The sequence below is a fragment of the Polaribacter sp. 2405UD43-2 genome, from assembly GCF_058147125.1.
Genome location: NZ_JBYVJX010000001.1, coordinates 433739 through 455439 on the forward strand (window position 1 = coordinate 433739; position 21701 = coordinate 455439).

The window sequence follows — 21701 nt, forward strand, 5'->3', positions numbered from 1 at the left end:
TATATTTTACTGGTATTTAATACTAATCAAAAACATCATTTAAAACTTTTGCCAAACGGATTCCGCCTTTTTGTAATTGAGTTCTTACGGTTTCAAAATGTTTATAAGAATACCTATATCGTAAATTCTCACCTACTTTTACAGATTTGTATACTTCTTTCGTCAGTTTATGAACTTCATCTACCCATTCTGTAACTGTACCTTTTTGTATTGCTTTTACCTGATTTTTAGATAAATTTTTAGCATTATTTGCCAATTCTAAATAACTCATATCCCATTCATCAATCATATTTTCATCCCAAACCCTGTGCAGATTTGTACCTCTACCAAACCATTGAACTTGTATGGTATTTCCTCCTTTATCTTCTCTTCTACCAATATGCATTGGTTGGTGTAAATCTCCAATTAAATGAATTAACATTTTTAAATAAAATTCTTTGTCTTGCTCAGAACTATTTTTATCTTTTAAAACGGTTTTACACTTTTTAATTCCTGTAACTAAATCTCCTTTAGGATTTTTTTTTGCAGTTGCATAGGTATCCTCAAAATTCATATTAACATAATGCCAAGCATAAAACTGATTGTATTTTCTGTCTGATTTTATTTCATCTGCAAAAGTTGATACAAATGCTAAACTTTGACCTTTAAGGATTTTATTGATACATTTTTTTGCTTTTCTAGTTAAATATTTTTCTGCAATTTTACCAGTAACTCTATGTCCGTTTTTTCCCCAATCTACTGTTTTTTCTTCAGATGTATTCGAAAAAAAGAGCAATGACATTAAAAATAATATTTTAATTTTCATCAGTAATAATAATTAATTCTTAGCGAATGTATAAAATATTTCCTTAAAAATTTGGAAATATCAAAAAAAACATTATATCTTTGTGATATCACTTTAATATCACTTTAAACTTAATCATAATGAAAGTAGAAAAAATTATAAAACCAGCCAATGGCTATTTAATGTTATTAATCGTATTAGTATTATTTTTTGGAGGCATAGTAATGGCTATCAGTAATGAAAACCCAGCTTACATAATTGCAAGTGCAATCGGTTTTATTGGTTTCTTTGGTTTTATTTTGGTAAATCCAAACACTTCTAAAGTTGTTTTGCTTTTTGGTAAATATGTAGGAACCATTAAAGAAAACGGCTTATACTGGGCAAACCCTTTGTACAGAAAAAAAGCAATTTCTTTAAGAGCAAGTAACTTTGACAGCGAACGTTTAAAAGTAAATGACAAATTAGGAAATCCTGTTATGATTTCTACCATTTTAGTTTGGAGAGTAACCAACACCTATAAAGCTGCTTTTGATGTTGATAATTACGAAAATTTTGTACGTGTTCAAACTGATGCAGCTGTTCGTAAATTAGCAAGTATGTATCCTTACGATAATTTTGCAGACGAAGGTCATGAAGAAGATATTACACTACGTTCTAGCGTAAACGAAGTTTCTGAAGCTTTAGAAAAAGAGTTAGAAGAACGTTTAGCAATTGCAGGTATAGAAGTTTTAGAAGCAAGAATTGGTTATTTAGCTTACGCCCAAGAAATAGCAAGTGCAATGCTAAAACGCCAGCAAGCAACAGCAATTGTAGCGGCGCGTCATAAAATTGTACAAGGTGCTGTAGATATGGTAGAAATGGCTTTAGAAGCATTAAATAAAAAAGAAATTGTAGCGTTAGATGAAGAACGTAAAGCTGCTATGGTTAGTAATTTATTAGTTATTTTATGTGGCGATAAAGAAGCAGCTCCTGTTGTAAATACAGGTACTTTGAGTCATTAATTTCAGTTAGCAGTTAGCAAAAAAAATTCAAGTGTCATTTCGACGTTAGGAGAAATCTCAACTTTGAAATTATTAAATTAAAGTAAAAAAAATGAAAGAATATAAAGTTATTAATTGGAAAATGGGACTTACTCGTAACAATCAAAAATTAGAAGATTGTTTAAATGACTATGCAAGAAATGGCTGGAGAGTTATACATTTAGCAGAAAATTCTGCAAGAATAGTTTTTGAAAGAGATAAAAATAGATAAAAAGTGAAAGTTTTTAAAGAAGAACAACGTTTTACACAAACTTGGCTACTGGTTCTTTTAGGTTTTAGTATTCTTATACCTGTAATATTAATTGTAAAAGAATTTTATCAAGAAAACTCTAAGATGTCAATCAATGAATTTATTTTTACATTATTAGGAATTCTAATTTCTGTGGGTTTAGTTTTCATTTTTAAACTAAATACCAGAATAGATGAAACAGGAATCTATTATCAGTTTTTTCCAATTCATCTTTCTATGAAAAAAATTGATTGGACTGAGATTGAAAAAGCCTATGTAAGAACGTATAATCCTATTTCAGAATACGGCGGTTGGGGTTTTAAAGGCGGTATTCTTTGGAATAAATCTAAAGGGAAAGCCATTAACATTTCTGGTGATATTGGTTTCCAATTAATGTTCAAAAATGGTAAAAAACTATTAATAGGCACCCAAAAAGAAAATGAAGCTAAAAAAGTTTTAGAAACTTATACTTATAAAATTAAGCAAAAATGACACGACTGTTAACCTATTTAATAATCTATATTTTTAGTATTTCATATACTCTTTCTCAAGTTAAAACAGAAGAAATACTTGTAAATAATCAGGCAATTCAATTACCAGGAACGCTTACCTATACATCAGAAAAATCACCTTTAATTATTTGGGTTCACGGTTCTGGATCTGTAAATAGAGATGGAAATCAGCCACAATATATTAAACAATTTAGAGAAGCTATTAACAAAGAAAATATTGCTTTTTTTAGTTATGATAAACGAATTGTAAATCCAAAAAACACAGCTTTTTTAAAAGATGGTATCTATTTTTCAGATTTTATTTTTGATGTAGAAGAAGTTGTAAATCACTTTAAAAAAGACAAACGTTTTACTAAAATTATTTTAGCAGGTCATAGCCAAGGCTCGTTAGTTGCAATGATGGCTTTAAAAAATGTTGATAAATATATTTCTATTGCTGGTGCAGGAGAAACTATAGATAAAACTTTGATAAGACAATTAACAAAGCAAAATCCTGTATTTGGTAAAGTTGCTGAAAATCATTTTAAAGAACTAAAAGAAACAGGAGAAATTAAAGAAGTGAACCCAAATTTAATAATGCTTTTTGCAAAACCGAATCAACCTTTTTGGTTATCTTGGATAAAAATAGATCCAACAGAAGAAATTAAAAAAGTTAAAATACCTACTTTAATTCTTAATGGCAATAAAGATTTACAAGTACTTATTTCTGATGCAGAAAATTTGAAAAAAGCAAAGCCAGATGCAAAATTATCAATCATAAAAAATATGAATCATCTTTTAAAAGATATTCAAAAAGAGGAAGACAATTTAAAGTCTTATTCCAATCCAGATTTTCCAATCTCAAAACAGCTCATCCAAACCATAGTAGAATTTGTAAGAAAATAAAATGGCAAAGAAAAAAGCTTTTGCACTACGCATAAATGAAGATATGATTAAGGCTATTGAAAAATGGGCTTCAGACGAATTTCGTTCTACAAACGGACAAATTGAATGGATGCTGATGCAAAAACTTAAAGAAGCTAAAAGAGAACCAAAAAAGAAGGAAGGGTAAAAAGCTTCTAGATATTATTTTTTACAAGAGTAAAAAATCACTAAAAATTACAGCAGAGTTTATTAGTTCGTGTAAATTTTTGAAAAATAACATCATTTCTAATTCACGAAGTAACCTCTTAATTATAAATAGATTACTTCATCATTCTTCTTGAAATAAGTTCAATGTAAATCTTGATAAAGATAAATAATTTTTCAACCAAAAAATACCCCCATAAAAAGTAAATAATCTCTTTTTATGAGGGTTTTTTAAAATATTAAAACTTAATTAAAATCCTACACCTGGGTCTTCTGGGCTTGCAGCTTGTGCTTTTAAAGGGTTTAAAATCATATAAGTTCCTAATGCTGTTAAAGCACTGTACTTACCATACTTTCCTATTTTTTTTAGCGCCTCTTTACGAGATATGTTTTCTTTATTATCCATAAATTCTTATTTTATAAAACTATTTTTTTACTTGTAAATCCTTTTGCTGTTTGCACCTTTACAATATATATACCCGAAGATAATTTAGATAAAGGTATAATACTTTGTAATTTATTTTTACTTACTAGCTTTCCATTAATACTGTACACAAAAACACTTCCGGTTTCTTTTGTACCACTTATATGTAAATTTTTAGCATTATCAACAAATAAACCAACATTTTGTAGCTCAGTATTGTTTATAGAAAGAACACTTCTTTTTCCTGTACGCAAATAAAACCTGCCAACTCCATTATAATCTTTATCAGCTGTAAACACATAATCTGTATTAAATTCTTTTATAGTACCTAAAACTCTATCTTCTATAAATACTTTTGCATTTACTGGTAAGTTAGCAGTAGTTGCAGTAATAACTAGCTTTTTACCTTTTTTAAGCTTTAAATTTATAGGTATTGCCATCTTTTCTAAATTACTCTTTGGCAAACATTGCAACATAAAATCTTTAGATTTATAATCTTCTACCAAACGGCTAGAAAAATTAAAATCAGAAATCTTTTCAACATTTATTGCACTTGCATCATATCCTACATCTAATCCTTTAGTAGCATTTTTTAAATACTTTACTGTAAAACTTTTAGAAGCTTTTCCTACTGTAGCTTTTACAATTATTGAAGCTTGTTTCTTGCTTTCTGTTTTACGAAGAACATCTCTGGTACTATGTTGCATACTGGATTTAAATCTAAAGTTACCTCCACCAGCTTTAGCTTGTACAAAAAAGGCTTGCCCAGGCGCTACATATTGTTTACCCAGTGTAGACTGGTTTATTACCTTATAAACACTTTTTTTAGAATCCCAAATATAAATAGCCACAGCAGCTGGATCTAAAACGTCTTTATTTTTATACAATAAATTATTTACATGATTGGTTTTGTCAGTTATAGCAAGAAAAGTATATGTTGGGTTACCAATTAAGTTTAAGTTATTACGAGTACCCACAGATATTGGATGCATTAAATAATCGTCAAAAGATATAGAATAATCTTTTAAATACTGCCCTTCTGTAGTTAGGGTACCTGCTGTTGCTTTTTTAATAGCATAACCTCTATAATCGTTTAATGTAAAATTACCTGTATTTTTATTAGTAAAATACTGCCAGCCTGTTTTACCTTTTGCATTATTATTATACGTTGCCAACCCAACATTACTTCCTGTACCAGTTGCCAAACTAGGTATCATATTGGTAATAGGTGCATTTACAGGCACACCTATTAAATACCATTTATTACTTAATGTAAAATCTTTCTTTATTTTTATAAAACCTGTTCTGCTTTTACCCGTCTCTGTATTTCCAAAACCTTGAGCTCGAAAAGTAGCTTGTTCAGTATTATTACTTTTTAAATAAATAGTACCTTTAGAGTTCTTATTTTCTCTTATGATAAGATCTTTACCAGGATTTACAACTATTGTACCATCTAATGAAAACGACAGCAATCTTCCAAGATAGACATCAGAATTAATCACTACAGTTTTGTCTGCCGGTATTTTTACTTTTAATGACCTTTCTGGATCTTCACGTTTACTCCAATTAGATAAGGTTTCCCAAGCACCATTATTAGCCCCAATATATGTGTTATAGTCGTCGGCTACTTTTATTGAAGAAGAAGAAGCAGTTACTACTTGATCACCTGTTGTATTAAATTTACCATCTGTAGCATTTAATACACTATAAAATTTAACATTTCCTTGAGCTGTTGATGGTGATCTCCAGGTAACATTCCACGTTTTTTTATTGGTTGAGGAAGCATTATGTCCAATAGATTTACCACTGTTTAAAACATTAACATCTGCACCTCCACTAAAAGTACCTACTTTTGCAGAAGCATTTTCTGCTGTAAGTTGAAAACCATGTTTAGAAGAAGTAGAAGTTCCTGTTACTGTTATAGTATAATCTGTGTTTAGTTCATAACCACTTGAAGGAATATTAGTTGTAATATTAACTGATGCACCAAAACTTGCACCAACACTATGACATTGTGTACAAGTACTAACATCTAAAGGCGAACCTGTTTTGTTTCCAATACCACTACCACTTGTATATGACAAAAATGTAAAAGCAGAAATTGGTATTAATAATAAAATTGTTTTAAAAATGTTACTTTTTTTCATGTTATAAAATATTTGAGTTTAAATTATAGTTGTTTGTTGTTTAACTATTTTTCTTCATTTTTACAGAATAATACCTGTTTAATAGATAAAACAACTTAATAGATATTTACCCTAATTATTTTTTGTTTTTAATGCTACTAATTTTAATAGTGCTTGTGGTTTTAATAAAGATTTTTTTGAAACCAACTATCCTCGAGGCAGAGTCTCGAGGAATTCTTCTCGATTAAATCTTATAGCTTTTCTTAATAAAATGTTAAAAAGCACTCAATAAAAAATGAGTGTTTTTCTATTTTGTAACTTGTCTACTTAATCAAACTAATCACAATGAAAAAACTATTTACATTACTGTTTTTACTTGCTACTTCACTACTCTTTTCGCAAGAATTTTCTATGGATATATTAAAAAATATGAAACCAAGAAATATTGGTCCTGGAGGAATGAGCGGACGTGTTACAGCGATTGATGCCGTAGAAACCAACCCAGAAATTATCTATGTAGGTACAGCTTCTGGAGGAATTTGGAAATCTACTTCTGGTGGTATAAAATGGCAACCAATTTTCGAAAAAGAATTGACAGCTTCAATTGGTGCAATTGCTATTCAGCAATCAAACCCAAGTGTAATTTGGGCAGGAACAGGAGAAGGAAATCCAAGAAATAGTTTAAATGGTGGTTTTGGTATTTACAAATCTTTAGATGCTGGTAAAACCTGGAAAGCAATGGGTTTAGAAAAAACACGTCATATTCATCGTGTAATTATTCATCCTACAAATCCAGATATTGTATACGTTGGCGCAATTGGCTCTCCTTGGGGAGAACATAAAGAACGTGGAGTTTATAAAACTACAGATGGAGGTAAAACGTGGAAACAAATTCTATATAACAATACAAAAACAGGTACTGCAGATTTAATTATGGATCCAACAAATCCTAATAAATTAATAGCTACAATGTGGGAACACAAACGTGATCCTTGGTTTTTTAAATCAGGCGGAAAAGGAAGTGGTTTATACATCACTCACGATGGTGGAGAAAACTGGAAACAAATCACCGAAAAAAAAGGTTTTCCTAAAGGTGATTTAGGAAGAATTGGAGTTGCCATTGCTCCAAGTAACCCTGATGTAATTTATGCTTTGGTAGAAGCTAAAAAAAATGCACTATATAAAAGTGAAGATGGTGGTTTTAAATGGAAAATGATTAACAATAAAAAAGGAATTGGAAATCGTCCTTTTTACTATTCAGAGATCTATGTCGACCCGCAGAATGAAAACAGATTGTACACGGTTTTTACTTATGTGAATGTTTCACAAGATGGCGGAAAATCGTTTAAACAATTAATGCCAGCTTATGGTGTTAACAACGGAATTCATCCAGATCATCACGCTTGGTGGATTCATCCAAAGAACGGAAAATTTATGATTGATGGAAATGATGGAGGACTAAACATTACCAAAGATGGTGGAAAATCTTGGCGATTTATTGGCAATATTCCTGTAGCCCAATTTTATCACATTAATGTGGATAATGAATTCCCATATAATGTATATGGTGGTATGCAAGACAATGGTTCTTGGCGTGGACCAGCTTATGTTTGGAAAGCACAAGGAATTAGAAATTCTTATTGGCAAGAAATTAGTTTTGGAGATGGTTTTGATGTTGTACCAGATAAAGACGATTCGCGTTATGGATGGACAATGAGTCAACAAGGATTTGTTTCTAGATACGATTGGATAACTGGGAATAACTATGGAGTTAAACCCACACATAAAGATGCCAATGTTAAATTGCGTTTTAACTGGAATTCAGCCATAAATATTGATCCTTTTGATAATTCTACACTATATTTTGGAAGTCAATTTGTGCATAAATCAACTGATAAAGGTTTAACTTGGTCTGTAATTTCTCCAGATTTATCAACCAATAATCCAGAAAAACTAAAACAAGCAGAAAGTGGTGGTCTAACTATAGATGCAACTGGTGCAGAAAACCATTGTACAATTCTGGTGATAGAGCCAACTGTTTTAGAAAAAGATGTTTTGTGGGCTGCCACTGATGATGGGCAAGTTCACATCACAAAAAATGGAGGAAAAAATTGGACTAACGTTGCAAAAAACATTAAAGGATTACCTGTAAATAGTTGGATTACACAAATAAAAGCATCCAATAAAAATAAAGGTGAAGCCTTATTAGTTGCTAACGATTACAGACGTTTTAATTACACTCCTTACGCTTATAGAACAAAAAACTACGGTAAATCTTGGGAACGAATTGTTGATAAAAATGATGTAAAAAGCTACACTTTATGTATTGTTGAAGATCCAGAAAATAAAAACTTATTGTTTCTAGGTACAGATGATGGTTTGTATATTTCTATTAATGCAGGTAAAAAATGGACAAAATGGACTGAAGGTTTCCCAACTGTTCCTGTAAAAGACTTGGTAATTCAAGAAAGAGAAAACGATTTAATTATTGGAACTTTTGGTAGAGCAGCTTGGGTTTTAGACGATATTAGACCTTTAAGAGCTATTGCAAACGGAAATGTTTTAAACAACAAATTAAAATTATTTACGCCTCCAACTGCGTATCAATCTGCATTTCAACAACCTACAGGAAGTAGATTTGGAGCAGATGCAATGTATCAAGGAGAAAACAGAAAACGAGGCGCAATTATTTCTTATTACATAAATAAACCTCTTAAAAAGAAAATAGAAAAGAAAGGAAAGAAAAAAGATAAAAATGATGTCATTTCGAACGAAGTCGAGAAATCTAAAAAAATAAAACACGATTCTATTAAATTAGAAATTTTTGACGGAGTTCGAAAAATTAGAACACTTAAATTTAAAGCTCCTAAAAAGAACGGAATTCATAAAACAACTTGGTATTTAAGTGAAAAAGGAGTTGCAAGAGCTTCTAGAAGAATTAGAAAATCTAAAAGAGAACCAAGTGGAGTTCTTGTAAAACCAGGAACTTACAAATTAAAAATGACTTTTGGTGATGCTGTTTCTGAACAAAATATTAAAGTTGAATTCGATCCAAGATTACAAATTTCTGATGCTGCTATCAATCAAAAATACAAGGCTAGTAAAGAACTAGAAAAGTATCAAGAAAAAATGGCAAACGTTGTAAAACAATTGGTAGAAAGCAAAAATGCTGTTGCAACAATAAAAAAGAATTTAGCAAAAGAAAACAAAAAGAAATACAAAAAACAGATTAAATCATCATCAAAAATTAGTAAAAAAATTGATGGTTTACTAGCAATATTTCTAGGTAAAATTGATAAAAGACAAGGAATTACTAGAAATCCTGAAGTTACTGTAAATCAACGTTTATTTAGTGCTTACAGATATATAGCAAGTAGATTTGGCGAGCAAACTGAAACAGAAACACAACTAATGAATCAATTTATAGAAGCATTTAAAAAAGCAGTTTCAGAAACAAATGCTTTCTTTAATAATGATTGGATAAAATATAAATCGATTATAGAAAACATTAAAATCTCTCCTTTTAAAGAAACAAAAATTTATTCAGTTAATTAATATAAACCTTTATATTTGAAATTCTTTGTGAAAAGAAATAGAGAACAAAGCAGAGAGATAAAAAAACAATTTAAATTTAACTGAATGAGCATATCAGAAATTAACAATGATATTCCTTTATTTGCAAACGACACAATTATTTTTGGAGTATTGTGTGTTATTCTTGCAGGAATCTTTTACACATCCACACTAAAATCATTTAGCAAATTTTATAAAATAATACCCGCACTTTTGCTGTGTTATTTTATTCCATCAGTATTTAGTTCTTTAGGTATTATTGCTGATAAATGGATTGATGTTCAGGCAACCATAAATCATTTAAGTTCTCTTTACGGAAACTTAGAAAACGTCACAGATTTATCATCTTTAAAAGCTTATATAAGTACAAATAGTATTGATGCTTCTGTATATTCAAAATTTACTGGCGGAAGCAAATTGTATTATGTTTCCTCTCGTTTTTTATTGCCTGCATCTTTGGTTTTATTAACCTTAAGTATCGATTTAAAAGGCGTTTTTAAACTAGGTCCAAAAGCATTAATTATGTTTTTAACGGCAACAATTGGTGTAATGATTGGTGGTCCTTTAGCCATCATTTTCTTTAAATATGTATCTCCTGATATTTTAACACAAGTAGAAGGAACAGAACTTTGGAAAGGTTTATCTACAGTTGCAGGAAGCTGGATTGGCGGTGGCGCAAATCAACTAGCAATGAAAGAACAGTGGGAAGTTGGCGATAGCCTCTTTAGTATTATGGCTGTGGTTGATGTTTTAGTAGCTGAAGTTTGGATGGCATTTTTATTACTAGGAGTTGCAAAATCTGACATTATAGACAAAAAATGGTTTAAAGCTGATAATTCTTCAATTACTGAACTAAAAAACAAAATGGAAAAGTTTACTTTAGAAACCGCTAGAGTGCCTTCTTTTAACGACTTTATGATTCTTTTAGGAATTGCTTTTGGAGTAACTTCAATCGGGCATATTATTGGAGATAACCTTGGAGGATACATTAAAGAAAATGTTCCTTTTTTGGTTGATTTTGGCTTGGGTAGTTCTTTCTTTTGGTTAATAATTACGGCAACTACAATTGGTATTTTCTTATCATTTAGCAAAGCAAAAAGTTACGAAGGTGCAGGTGCTAGTAAAATAGGAACTGTTTTTATTTACATTTTAGTTGCTTCTATTGGTATGAAAATGAACTTAAATGCCATTGTAGAAAACATTAGTTTATTTGCCATTGGTTTTGTTTGGATGATTATTCATGTAGGATTATTATTCTTAGTGGCAAAAATTATTAAAGCTCCATATTTCTTCTTAGCAGTTGGCTCTAAAGCAAATATTGGTGGCGCAGCATCTGCTCCTGTTGTTGCTGGTGCATTTCATCCATCTTTAGCACCTGTAGGTGTTTTGTTAGCAGTTTTAGGTTACGCTTTAGGAACTTATGGTGCTTTCTTTTGTGCTTTAATGATGAAATGGGCAAGCTAATTTTTTATACAATTTAGTAGTCAATATCTTTTTAAAAACGCATATTTGCAGACAGAATTTTTAGCTATATGAAAAAAATTATCTCACTCTTAGTAGTATCAATTTTAATAGCAGCTTGTTCTTCTAAAAAAGAAGAAAATATGCTTGTTAAAGGACAAATTAAAGGTCTTAAAAAAGGAACTTTATACCTGCAAAAAATGAAAGATACTCTTTTAATTTCTGTAGATTCTGTTGCTTTATTAGGCAATGATACATTTACACTAACAGACAATATAGAATCACCCATTTTATATTATTTAACTTTTGATGGAAATACAACCGATAAAAGAATTTTGTTTTTTGGTGAAAAAGGAACAATAACAATTAACGATAATGTAGAACAATTTGGACTTTCTCCGCAAATTTCTGGCTCTAAAAACCAAGAACTTTTAGACAACTTCAACTCCATTAAAAGAAGATTTCAAAATGAACGCTTAGCGTTTATCAAAAAAGATTTTGAAGCTAAAAAAGCTAATGACAAAGCTCTAATAAAACAATTAGAAAAAGAATATCAGAAATTAACTAAAAAAAGAGTTTTATTTACTACCAATTTTGCTTTGAATAATGCTGATAGCGAAGTTGCTCCTTATATTGGTTTAACAGAAATGTATGATGCTAGTTTAAAAATGCTAGATACTGTTAATAATTCTTTATCCGATAAAGTTAAAAAATCTGATTATGGTAAACGCTTTCAAGATTATATAAGCAATATAAAAGCTAAAAAAGAAGAAAAACGCTAACAATAGTCTGTTGATTAAATTGAATACTAAAATTAGCTTTACATACTTTAGTTAGCAATGAAAATAAAACAAACCATACTCATAAATTTTGGAAATAAAGTTCGTGAAAACCGAAAGAAAAAAGGGTTTTCTCAAGAGGAATTAGCTCATAAAGCTGATTTACATAGAACTTATATTGGTATGATTGAAAGGGCAGAAAAAAACATCACGCTCATTAATATTGAAAAAATTGCTAGTGCTTTAGAAATAAGTATTAATAATTTATTCGATGAATTACAAAATTAACACAAGCTTTAATAAAAACCTAGGCTTTCAAGTTTCATATAATGAAATTCTAGAGGCGGTTAATAATTTAAACTCATTTTTAGAAACATTACCGCCAAATTTATACAAGAGTATAGATTTTAAAACCACAGGAGCTTTAATTGGAGCAGTATTTTGTACAAAAATTGTAAAATCTATTAAAGGTTCTGTTGTTAATCCTATAGAAAAAGGTCATCCAGATATTATACCTACTACTGGTTTAAATTCTTCTGAAGAAGTGTTAAGAAACTATCCTAAAGGATTAGAAATAAAAGGTACAATTGGAAACCTAAAAACTGGCTCAAATTTAAGGGCAGGAGAAATTAGAATTTCAAAACTAAGTGGTATTACTTGGCAAGCACATCATCGTGAAGTTAATTATTTACTTGGTATAGTTTGGGATTTTGTAAACCATAAAAATGATTTTAATTTCCCTGCAATAACTGGCGTGTTTTTTTCAGATAATTTAAATCCTGATGATTGGGGAAAAATCTCTGGCACTACTGGAAGAAATACAAAAGTTACTGGAATGAAAAAAAGCGGAAAAAACAAAATGGGAGAAGGATGGATTCTACTCTATAATAACGAAACTCATATTAATAGATATTCATCATTATTAAACATCAATATTCTCGAATAAAACAGCTTGCTTTTTTTGTACTTTAATATCCTTTCTATAATAAATTAATTCTTTATTTACTTTACCTGCAACACCTTTTAAATCTATTAAGGGTTTAAAAGGCAAATAGTCTCCTTCTTTACCTTCGCAAAAAATAACTTCTCCTTTTCTTTTTAATGTCCAATCTGCTAATTTAGAATAGTCTAAAAACTTACTGCTATGCTTATAACCTAAGCCAGCTTCTCCTTTATATGGTGGATCTATAAACCAAGTAGCCTCAATATTAGGAGCTTTTGAATAATCATCATTTATAATTTGCCAATGTTTAACTTTATGCAAATTTTGAGACATTATTCTTTTACTTATTTCCCAATTTCTTTCAAGAACTGCTGTAACTTTTATTGTTTTAAAGTGAAAAGCCATTTTAGTTGCTGCATGAATTATATGAAGAAATTCTGAGCTTTTTTCACCAATTTTTAAATCAGGCAAATTTGTTATTTCCTTTTCGGTTGCTTCATTAATTAGCCAATCCCAAATTTTGAAAACTTTTTCATCTTTCTCTACTAAAATTATATTTTTTTTCCAATTATCTTTATAAGCAGAATATGCAGCTGCACCAGCAAAAGGCTCTATTATTGTGTCGCAATTAGGGCTAGGATAATACTTTGCAATTTGCTTTTTTCTTCCGTAAAAATAAAACATATTTCGCTAATTATAGTATTCAAATCTAATGTTAAAAATTGAATTTAACAAATATTAAAAAAATTCTAAACTAAATTGAGTTTCATAAATATAAGATCTTTTAAAACTAAAAAAATGTACATAAACCTGCAATATTTTATCAAAAAAAAGTTAGAGAATTTAATTAAAAACGATTATCACCATCAAGAATATCTCCTATTCCACCTAAAATACTTCCTTCTCCTCTATTTCCTTTTCCTGTTCTTGGCGCCATAGAAAGCACTCTACCTGCTAATCTACTAAATGGTAAAGATTGTACATAAACTGTTCCTGGTCCTTTTAGGGTTGCAAAAAACAAACCTTCGCCACCAAAAACAGTATTCTTTATGCCACCAACAAATTCAATATCATAATCTACATCTTGCGTAAAACCAACAATACAGCCAGTATCCACTTTTAAAACCTCTCCAGATTTTAGTACTTTTTTTGCCATTGTTCCACCAGCGTGAATAAATCCTAAACCATCACCTTCCATTTTTTGCATAATAAAACCTTCGCCACCAAATAAGCCTCTACCTAATTTTTTAGAAAACTCTATACCAATAGAAACTCCTTTTGCAGCACATAAAAAAGCATCTTTCTGACAGATAAATTTACCACCAAATTCTGTTAAATCAATAGGAATAATTTTTCCTGGATAAGGAGATGCAAATGATATTTGTTTTTTACCAATACCAACATTTGTAAAAACGGTCATGAACAAACTTTCTCCTGTTAAAATGCGTTTTCCTGCAGAAAATATTTTTCCTAGAATTCCTTTTTCTTGATTAGAACCATCACCAAAAATAGTATTCATTTTAATTTGGTCATCCATCATCATAAAAGTACCAGCTTCTGCAACAACACCTTCTTCTGGATCTAATTCAATTTCTACAAATTGCATTTCTTCTCCAAAAATTCGGTAATCAATTTCGTGTGCGTTTATTCCGTTTCTATTACTAGATGTATTTTTTGGTAATCTATCTTGATACATACTGTTTGTTTTATTGATTCTTCTTTAATTAGAATAAAAATTCATAAAAATATTACAAAAATTATCCTTTAACTTTCAAACTCCATTCAAATTTAAATTTAGAAACCACTACTCCATCTTCATTTTTTCCTTCTGATGTTAATACAATAACTTGTCCGTCTTTTGTTTTTATTGATTTTTCTATGGCTTTTTTAATCAAATTTCCCTCATTACAAGTAAACACAATTCTGCCAGTTGCTTTTTTAAAAAAATCACTTTCTTGATGCGTAACCAACATAGAAACTTTTCTATTAGATTCTTGTATTGCTTTCATTACCAAAACGCCAGTACTCATTTCTGCAGCCATACCTTGAGCAGCCCAAAACATACTTTTAAACGGATTTTGATTCATCCATTTATGCCTAATAGTAACTGTTGAATTGTTATCTGATAATGATTTTACTCTCAAACCCGACAACCATCCTAAAGGTAATTTAAAAAACATAAAGGAATTAATTTTGGCTGGTGTAATCTTCATAAAGCTTGTATTTGCTGACAATTTACCACTTTTTACGGAATATCTACCGAAAATTAAATTGTTAAAAAAATGTTAATTACAGTACTATGTATTGCATAATACCTTTTTAAAGATATATATTTGCATAAGCAAGTATTATACACTATTAATAATTATGAAAAAAAATAACGATAACACCAATGCTTTTTTAATACACATTTCTGCTTTTGCAGGCTTTGTATTTCCTTTTGGGCATATAGTAGCTCCACTTATAGCGTGGCAAACTTTAAAAGATAGAAGTGCATTTTTAGACGAACAAGGCAAAGAAGCTGTAAATTTTAATCTAAGCTATACACTATATGTATTTCTTTTAACAATAACATTTATACCTTTTGCTTTCGGTTCTTTTTTTAGAAACTGGGATAATTTTAATCACATCAATATAGATTTTGATATGAGTAACATTTTTGGTTTTATAGGGTTTGGGTCTATAACAGGTATTCTATATTTAATAGCAATAGCTTTGGTAATCATTGCTTCTTTAAAAGCAAGAGAAGGAGAAAATTACAAATATCCTTTTACCATAAAATTTGTTAAATAATAATTTAAACCACAATAAATGAAGATAGAAAATACAAAAGCACAAATGCGAAAAGGTGTTTTAGAATATTGCATTTTATCCATCTTAAAAAATGGTGATGCATATACTTCTGAAATCCTTTCAACGCTAAAAAGTGCAGAAATGATTGTGGTTGAAGGAACCATATATCCGTTATTAACCCGCTTAAAAAATGCAGGTTTATTAACCTACAGATGGGAAGAATCAACCTCTGGACCACCAAGAAAATATTACGTTTTAACAGAAAACGGCGGTATGTTTTTAAAAGAACTAGACAAAACATGGAGTAATTTAGTAAACGCAGTAAACCAAGTAATTAGCAAAAACTCGACTACAAATGAATAAGACTATCAACATAAATTTAGGCGGATTTTTCTTCCACATAGATGAAGTTGCCTATCAGAAATTAAAACGATATTTAGAAGCTATTTCTAAATCGTTAAGTGATGATCCTCAAGGAAAAAATGAAATTATTGCAGATATAGAAGCGCGTATTAGCGAACTTTTATCTGAAAAAATTACAGATGCAAGACAAGTTGTAAATGAAAATGATATAGATGATATCATTAAAATTATGGGACAACCAGAAGATTATGCAGAAGCAGAAGAATCTTACAACGATTCTAGCTATTCTTATCAAAGAAACAGTGCATCAGGAAAAAAATTATTTAGAGATCCAGATGATAAGTTTTTAGGAGGCGTTGCCTCTGGTATTGCACATTATTTTAATGTTGATACCATTTGGATTCGTTTAGGAATGTTAGCCTTATTTTTTGGAGCTGGTTTTGGTATACTTTTATACATTATCCTTTGGATTTTATTGCCAGAAGCTAAAACTACTGCAGAAAAATTACAGATGGAAGGTGAGCCTGTAAACATAGACAATATTGAAAAAAAAATTAGAAAAGAGTTTACCAGTGTTTCAGAAAATGTAAAAGATTTAGCCAATCAAGCATCAGAAAAAATAAAAGATGGTGCCAACGAAATCTCTGAAAAAATGAGTGAAACTTTTTCGGGAAAGGCAAAAAAAAATAACGGTTTACAAGACTTTTTTAACACTTTAGGCAAGATTATTTTAGTATTCTTTAAAGTGATTGGTAAATTTATTGGAGCAATTTTAGTATTTGTTGCTGCCGCTGTTATTTTATCTCTAATAATTGGAGGGTTTTCTGTAGGAAGTTTAGAATTCCTAGATTTTGATGGAGAAATGTTACAATATCCACCATTTTTCTATGATGCAATATTGCCAAAATGGTTGTTAACTTTAGCAGTGTTTTTATTAGTAGGAATCCCGTTTTTAGTACTATTTGTATTAGGTTTAAGAATATTATCTAGCAGCGTAAAACAAATAAGCAAACCAACATCACTTACATTATTGGGCATTTGGATTGTTTCTTTACTCGTCTTAATTTTTACAGGTTTAGATTTTGGTACATCGCATACAAATTATGGAGAAAATGTAGAAAAAAAGACACTAAATATTGTTGCGAATGACACACTCGTTTTAAAAATGAAAAATGATGATGACATTTATTATCAACATAATTTAAGAAGAACAACTCGTAAACGCGAAGTAGAAATTAACAACACCAAAATGGTATACACCAACAACATAAAAGTTGATGTTAAAAAAAGTAATTCTGATGAAGCTTATATGGTTGTGCAAAAAGAATCTCGTGGAAAAAACAGACACAAAGCAAAAAAGAATGCTGAAAAAATTCAACATAATATTCGCATAGAAAACAATACAATTGTTTTAGACGCATTCTTTTTATCAGAATTTAAAAATATTTGGAAAGACGAAGAAGTACACATCACTTTTTTCATCCCTAAAAATACTTATGTTTATTTTGATAATTCAATAAAGAATTTTTTATATCACGTAGATAATAAGGGAGACATTTACGATAAAGATATGGCAAATCATCATTTTATGATGACAGATGATGTTTTAAAATGTTCGGATTGTGAAGATAAAAAAGAGGATGAAATTATAGATGAAGAAAGTATTTAGTACAATTCAGTTAAAAAAATCAACAATTGAGTAACCTAAGATTGATTTTAAACGTCTATTAAAAGACATTTACAATCTAAATAAAACCATAACTTATGAAAAAATCAATTACAAAAACCATCGCTATTTTATTTTTAGCAATCATTTTTACTTCTTGCGGAGTAGATATGTTTAACAGAATTAACGGTAACAGAAATGTTGTAACAACACAAAGAAAAGCTTCTGATAATTTTAACGGAATTAAAGTAAGCACAGGAATAGATTTATACATCAGCCAAGGAAACAGCAATAAAATTACAGTAGAAGCTGATGAAAATTTGCACGATATTATTATTACAGAAGTAGTAGATGGTGTCTTAAAAGTGTATTCAGAAAAAAATATTTGGAGAGCAAAAGCTAGAAAAGTATATGTAACCGTAAAAGAATTAAATGCTTTAAAAGCTACAAGTGGTAGTGATGTGTATACTGAAGATACCATAAAAGCAGATGAAATTTCTATTGCCGCAACAAGTGGTGCAGACATCAGAATTTCTGTAGATGCTGTAAGTGTAGAAACTAGTTCTACAAGCGGATCTGATATAAAAATTTCTGGAACAGCTACCAATCACGCATCTAGCGCAACAAGTGGAGCTTCTATAGATGCATACAATTTACATAGTAAAATTGTAATTGCAAAAGCAACAAGTGGAGCAGATATCAATATTTATGCTTCAGAAAAATTAGACGCAAAAGCTTCTAGTGGTGGTGATATCGATTTTAAAGGAAACCCTAAAAAAGTGAATAAAAAATCTTCTTCTGGCGGAGACGTTTCTAGAAAATAGATTTACAAAATTATCAATCAACCAAAACTATGAAATCTTGAGGTTTCAACCAGCCTCAAGATTTTTAAAAATTAACTAGTAATGAATTCGTTTTTAGAGCCTTTTAAACAGTCCTTTATTTTTAAAGTAATCTTGTTTTTAACAATGCTGTTTTATTCCTTTGTTTTAAATGCACAAGTTGATAAAAAGTCAGATTTGTATAAAACACTAAAATCTAAAGACAGCATCATTTTTCAAAGAACTTTTAATAAATGTGAAATTGAAAAACTTGAACCAATTATTGCAAAAAACTTTGAGTTTTATTATGATGTTGCAGGTATTCAAAATAGAAAAGAGTTTATAAAGGCTATAAAAAATAACGTTTGTTCTAAACCTGGAAATAATAAAAGAAGCTTAGTTAAAAACTCTTTAGAAGTACATCAACTAAAAAATAACGGCGTTTTATATGGAGCTATACAAAAAGGAAAACACACTTTTCAACAAAAAATAAAAGAACAATTTAAAACCGTTGGAATTGCAGATTTTATACATCTTTGGATTCTAAAAAATAACATATGGAAATTAAAAAGGGTATTAAGTTACAATCACCTACCCTACTCAGAATAAAAATTTATTAGAAAGCTAACTTCTAATATTAGTACTAATACTTGGTTTTATTAGTTTACTTTGTAAGTCGTCGTTTTGCAAAAAACGGCGCTTACTTTTTATATAGAATTCTATTTACAATTGCATACTTTTGTAGTATGGTTAAAGAGATTCAGTTACGCGTAAATTTAGTAGAAGAACGCAAAGAAAACATATTACTTTTTAAAGCTTCTAGGCAATTAAATATTGATAAAAAAGAAATTACTGCTGTAAAAGTTTTAAGAAAATCTATTGATGCCCGTAAAAAAGACATCATCTTTAATTATAAAGTTGCAGTTTATATTTATGAAAAAATTCCAGAAAAATCTGATTATATTTTTGATTACAAAGATGTTTCTAATGCCAAAGAAATTCATATTGTAGGGTTTGGTCCTGCAGGGATGTATGCAGCTTTGCGTTGTATAGAATTAGGCTACAAACCTATTGTTTTAGAACGTGGTAAAAACGTACAAAACAGACGTAGAGATTTACGAGCTATAAATCAAGAGCATTTTGTAAACGAAGATTCTAATTATTGTTTTGGCGAAGGTGGCGCTGGTACTTATTCTGATGGAAAACTCTATACAAGAAGTTTAAAACGTGGTGATGTAAGACGCATTTTCGAAAACTTAGTTTTTCATGGAGCAACAGAGCAAATTTTAGTAGATGCGCATCCTCATATAGGCACCAATAAATTGCCAAAAATCATCAAAAATATTCGCGAAACCATTATTGAATTTGGCGGCGAAGTTCATTTTGAAACACGAGTTACAGACTTTATCATTAAAAGTAATAAACTAAAAGCTATCCAACTTTTAAATGGTAACGAAATGTCTGTAAATGCTGTAATTTTAGCAACAGGACATTCTGCCAGAGATATTTACGAATTGTTACATAAAAAAGAAATTGCGTTAAAAGCAAAATCCTTTGCAATGGGTGTTCGTGTAGAACATCCACAAGAAATTATTGATCAAATTCAATATCATTGTTCGGGCAAAAGAGACGAATTATTACCAGCTGCAGCTTACAGTTTGGTACAGCAAGTTAACAACAGAGGTGTGTATTCTTTTTGTATGTGTCCTGGCGGATTTATTGTTCCGGCTGCAACCGCAAACGGAGAAGTTGTTGTAAACGGAATGTCGCCATCTCGTAGAAATAATAAGTTTGCCAACTCAGGAATTGTAGTAGAATTAGATATTGATAAAGATTTTAAAAAGTACCAACATTTAGGCGCTTTAAAAGGATTGCAATTTCAAAAAGATTTAGAAAAAATTGCTTTTTACGCTGGTGGAAGAACGCAAACTGCACCTGCACAAAGATTGGTAGATTTTGTTGATGGAAAACTGTCTCCAAATTTAAACGATTGTTCTTATCAACCAGGAATAAAATCGGCACCACTGCATTCTTTATTACCAAAAATTATTGGAAGTAGATTGCGAAAAGGTTTTGCTGCATTTGGACAAAAAATGCACGGTTATCATACTAATGAAGCTAATATTATTGGGGTAGAATCTAGAACTTCATCACCTGTAAATATACCAAGAAAAGAAACTTTAGAACACCCAGAAATTATAGGTTTATTTCCTTGTGGAGAAGGTGGTGGTTATGCAGGCGGAATTATTTCTGCGGCTATGGATGGAGAAAGATGTGCTGAAGCTGCAATAGAATTGTTATAAATTCGTTTTAATTGCAGTTTTTGGAATGGTTATTGTCATTGTAAAATCATCTTAAAAAATTTAAAAATAAAAACAATGAAAAATATAAGCTGGTTAAAAATAGGAATACTAAGTGCTGCAATAATTATTGCTGGTTTTTTTGTAAGCGAAACACTTTGGAAATCAACCAAAAACAACAGAAAAGTTAATGTAAAAGGATTATCTGAAAGAGAAGTAAAAGCCAATTTGGCTGTTTGGCCAATGGAAATTACCATTACCAACAATAATTTGGCTTCTTTAAACAAAGAAATTGAACGTCAGAAAAAAATTGTTTTAAACTTCTTTAAACAAAAAGGATTTTCTGATGCCGAAATTAATGCTGGTGTTTCTAATATTACTGATGCAAAAGCTAATTTATACGGAAATAATAAACAAAATTTTAGATACTTATCTAGAACAGAAATTACGTTAAGAACAAATGATATTGCTAAAATTAAATCTGCTCAAAAAGAATCTATCAATTTAGCTTCACAAGGAATTTTAATCAATTCTAAAAATACTTGGAGACCAGTAGAATATTTATTTACAGATTTAAACTCTATTAAACCAGAAATGATTGAAGAAGCTACTAAAAAAGCCAAAGAAGTAGCAGAAAAATTTGCACAAGATTCCAACTCTAAAGTGGGCAAAATACAATCAGCTACTCAAGGTTTGTTTAGTATTAGCAATAGAGATTCTAACACACCTGATATAAAAAAAGTGCGTGTAGTTACCACCGTAATTTATTTTTTAGAAGATTAAATCGTAACTAAAAACTTCTGTAAAAATCTTACATTT

Annotated in this window: 23 protein-coding genes; 17 read left to right on the forward strand and 6 right to left on the reverse strand. The window is 29.9% G+C overall.

What is annotated here, in order from left to right; genetic code table 11:
- Positions 1-22: 22 nt before the first annotated feature.
- Entirely contained in the window at positions 23-805 is a 783-nt protein-coding gene (locus ACY2RX_RS02185; protein ID WP_490102311.1) for a S1/P1 nuclease, read from the reverse strand.
- A gap of 119 nt (positions 806-924) precedes the next feature.
- On the opposite strand from ACY2RX_RS02185, the gene ACY2RX_RS02190 reads away from it, so the two are divergent.
- The 5 genes from ACY2RX_RS02190 to ACY2RX_RS02210 all read left to right on the forward strand — a co-directional run bounded on the left by ACY2RX_RS02190 (position 925) and on the right by ACY2RX_RS02210 (position 3616).
- Positions 925-1785 carry an SPFH domain-containing protein gene (locus ACY2RX_RS02190; RefSeq protein ID WP_490102312.1) on the forward strand — a complete coding sequence of 287 codons (861 nt, stop codon included), beginning with the start codon at positions 925-927 and terminating at the stop codon, positions 1783-1785.
- 91 nt (positions 1786-1876) lie between these two features.
- Complete coding sequence (locus ACY2RX_RS02195; protein WP_490102313.1) at positions 1877-2035, forward strand: DUF4177 domain-containing protein; 159 nt, start codon at positions 1877-1879, stop codon at positions 2033-2035.
- Between the two features lie 3 nt (positions 2036-2038).
- Entirely contained in the window at positions 2039-2545 is a 507-nt protein-coding gene (locus ACY2RX_RS02200) for a hypothetical protein (RefSeq protein ID WP_490102314.1), read from the forward strand.
- Positions 2542-3450 carry an alpha/beta hydrolase family protein gene (locus tag ACY2RX_RS02205; RefSeq protein WP_490102315.1) on the forward strand — a complete coding sequence of 303 codons (909 nt, stop codon included), beginning with the start codon at positions 2542-2544 and terminating at the stop codon, positions 3448-3450. The genes ACY2RX_RS02200 and ACY2RX_RS02205 overlap by 4 nt, the downstream gene beginning before the upstream one ends.
- Before the next feature lies 1 nt (position 3451).
- Positions 3452-3616: a type II toxin-antitoxin system antitoxin gene (locus ACY2RX_RS02210; protein WP_490102316.1), complete on the forward strand. Its 165-nt coding sequence runs from the start codon at positions 3452-3454 to the stop codon at positions 3614-3616.
- A gap of 267 nt (positions 3617-3883) precedes the next feature.
- Here ACY2RX_RS02210 and ACY2RX_RS02215 read toward each other — a convergent pair whose 3' ends face one another.
- Both ACY2RX_RS02215 and ACY2RX_RS02220 read right to left on the reverse strand, forming a co-directional pair.
- Complete coding sequence (locus ACY2RX_RS02215; protein ID WP_490102317.1) at positions 3884-4039, reverse strand: hypothetical protein; 156 nt, start codon at positions 4037-4039, stop codon at positions 3884-3886.
- Between the two features lie 11 nt (positions 4040-4050).
- A complete protein-coding gene (locus ACY2RX_RS02220) occupies positions 4051-6204 on the reverse strand; it encodes a choice-of-anchor V domain-containing protein (protein WP_490102318.1) in 2154 nt (717 codons plus the stop codon).
- Positions 6205-6528: 324 nt separating this feature from the next.
- On the opposite strand from ACY2RX_RS02220, the gene ACY2RX_RS02225 reads away from it, so the two are divergent.
- The 5 genes from ACY2RX_RS02225 to ACY2RX_RS02245 all read left to right on the forward strand — a co-directional run bounded on the left by ACY2RX_RS02225 (position 6529) and on the right by ACY2RX_RS02245 (position 12942).
- Complete coding sequence (locus ACY2RX_RS02225) at positions 6529-9738, forward strand: WD40/YVTN/BNR-like repeat-containing protein (RefSeq protein WP_490102319.1); 3210 nt, start codon at positions 6529-6531, stop codon at positions 9736-9738.
- An 84-nt stretch (positions 9739-9822) separates the two neighbouring features.
- Complete coding sequence (locus tag ACY2RX_RS02230) at positions 9823-11220, forward strand: DUF819 family protein (RefSeq protein WP_490102320.1); 1398 nt, start codon at positions 9823-9825, stop codon at positions 11218-11220.
- 68 nt (positions 11221-11288) lie between these two features.
- On the forward strand, positions 11289-11999 hold the full coding sequence (locus tag ACY2RX_RS02235) for a DUF4369 domain-containing protein (protein WP_490102321.1): 711 nt from the start codon (positions 11289-11291) through the stop codon (positions 11997-11999).
- A 57-nt stretch (positions 12000-12056) separates the two neighbouring features.
- Positions 12057-12284, forward strand: coding sequence for a helix-turn-helix domain-containing protein (locus ACY2RX_RS02240; protein WP_490102322.1), 228 nt, complete (start codon positions 12057-12059; stop codon positions 12282-12284).
- Positions 12268-12942 carry a hypothetical protein gene (locus ACY2RX_RS02245; RefSeq protein WP_490102323.1) on the forward strand — a complete coding sequence of 225 codons (675 nt, stop codon included), beginning with the start codon at positions 12268-12270 and terminating at the stop codon, positions 12940-12942. Before ACY2RX_RS02240 ends, ACY2RX_RS02245 begins: the two co-directional genes overlap by 17 nt.
- Here ACY2RX_RS02245 and ACY2RX_RS02250 read toward each other — a convergent pair.
- From ACY2RX_RS02250 to ACY2RX_RS02260, 3 genes are all read right to left on the reverse strand, one after another.
- On the reverse strand, positions 12919-13623 hold the full coding sequence (locus ACY2RX_RS02250) for a hypothetical protein (RefSeq protein WP_490102324.1): 705 nt from the start codon (positions 13621-13623) through the stop codon (positions 12919-12921). The two genes, ACY2RX_RS02245 and ACY2RX_RS02250, sit on opposite strands and share 24 nt — an antisense overlap.
- 163 nt (positions 13624-13786) lie before the next feature.
- Positions 13787-14587 carry a TIGR00266 family protein gene (locus ACY2RX_RS02255; protein ID WP_490102523.1) on the reverse strand — a complete coding sequence of 267 codons (801 nt, stop codon included), beginning with the start codon at positions 14585-14587 and terminating at the stop codon, positions 13787-13789.
- Positions 14588-14696: 109 nt separating this feature from the next.
- Positions 14697-15152: a DUF4442 domain-containing protein gene (locus ACY2RX_RS02260; RefSeq protein ID WP_490102325.1), complete on the reverse strand. Its 456-nt coding sequence runs from the start codon at positions 15150-15152 to the stop codon at positions 14697-14699.
- Positions 15153-15306: 154 nt separating this feature from the next.
- On the opposite strand from ACY2RX_RS02260, the gene ACY2RX_RS02265 reads away from it, so the two are divergent.
- The 7 genes from ACY2RX_RS02265 to ACY2RX_RS02295 all read left to right on the forward strand — a co-directional run bounded on the left by ACY2RX_RS02265 (position 15307) and on the right by ACY2RX_RS02295 (position 21665).
- Complete coding sequence (locus ACY2RX_RS02265) at positions 15307-15732, forward strand: DUF4870 domain-containing protein (RefSeq protein ID WP_490102326.1); 426 nt, start codon at positions 15307-15309, stop codon at positions 15730-15732.
- A gap of 18 nt (positions 15733-15750) precedes the next feature.
- Positions 15751-16095 (forward strand): PadR family transcriptional regulator, encoded by a 345-nt coding sequence (locus ACY2RX_RS02270; protein WP_490102327.1) that lies wholly within the window; start codon positions 15751-15753, stop codon positions 16093-16095.
- The gene (locus tag ACY2RX_RS02275) at positions 16088-17764 is read left to right on the forward strand and encodes a PspC domain-containing protein (RefSeq protein WP_490102328.1); all 1677 of its coding nucleotides are present in this window, start codon (positions 16088-16090) and stop codon (positions 17762-17764) included. Before ACY2RX_RS02270 ends, ACY2RX_RS02275 begins: the two co-directional genes overlap by 8 nt.
- 95 nt (positions 17765-17859) lie before the next feature.
- Positions 17860-18585: a head GIN domain-containing protein gene (locus ACY2RX_RS02280; RefSeq protein ID WP_490102329.1), complete on the forward strand. Its 726-nt coding sequence runs from the start codon at positions 17860-17862 to the stop codon at positions 18583-18585.
- Between the two features lie 81 nt (positions 18586-18666).
- Positions 18667-19191 carry a nuclear transport factor 2 family protein gene (locus tag ACY2RX_RS02285; RefSeq protein WP_490102330.1) on the forward strand — a complete coding sequence of 175 codons (525 nt, stop codon included), beginning with the start codon at positions 18667-18669 and terminating at the stop codon, positions 19189-19191.
- A 137-nt stretch (positions 19192-19328) separates the two neighbouring features.
- Complete coding sequence (locus ACY2RX_RS02290; RefSeq protein ID WP_490102331.1) at positions 19329-20885, forward strand: NAD(P)/FAD-dependent oxidoreductase; 1557 nt, start codon at positions 19329-19331, stop codon at positions 20883-20885.
- A 75-nt stretch (positions 20886-20960) separates the two neighbouring features.
- The gene (locus ACY2RX_RS02295) at positions 20961-21665 is read left to right on the forward strand and encodes an SIMPL domain-containing protein (protein ID WP_490102332.1); all 705 of its coding nucleotides are present in this window, start codon (positions 20961-20963) and stop codon (positions 21663-21665) included.
- The last annotated feature ends 36 nt before the right edge of the window (positions 21666-21701 follow it).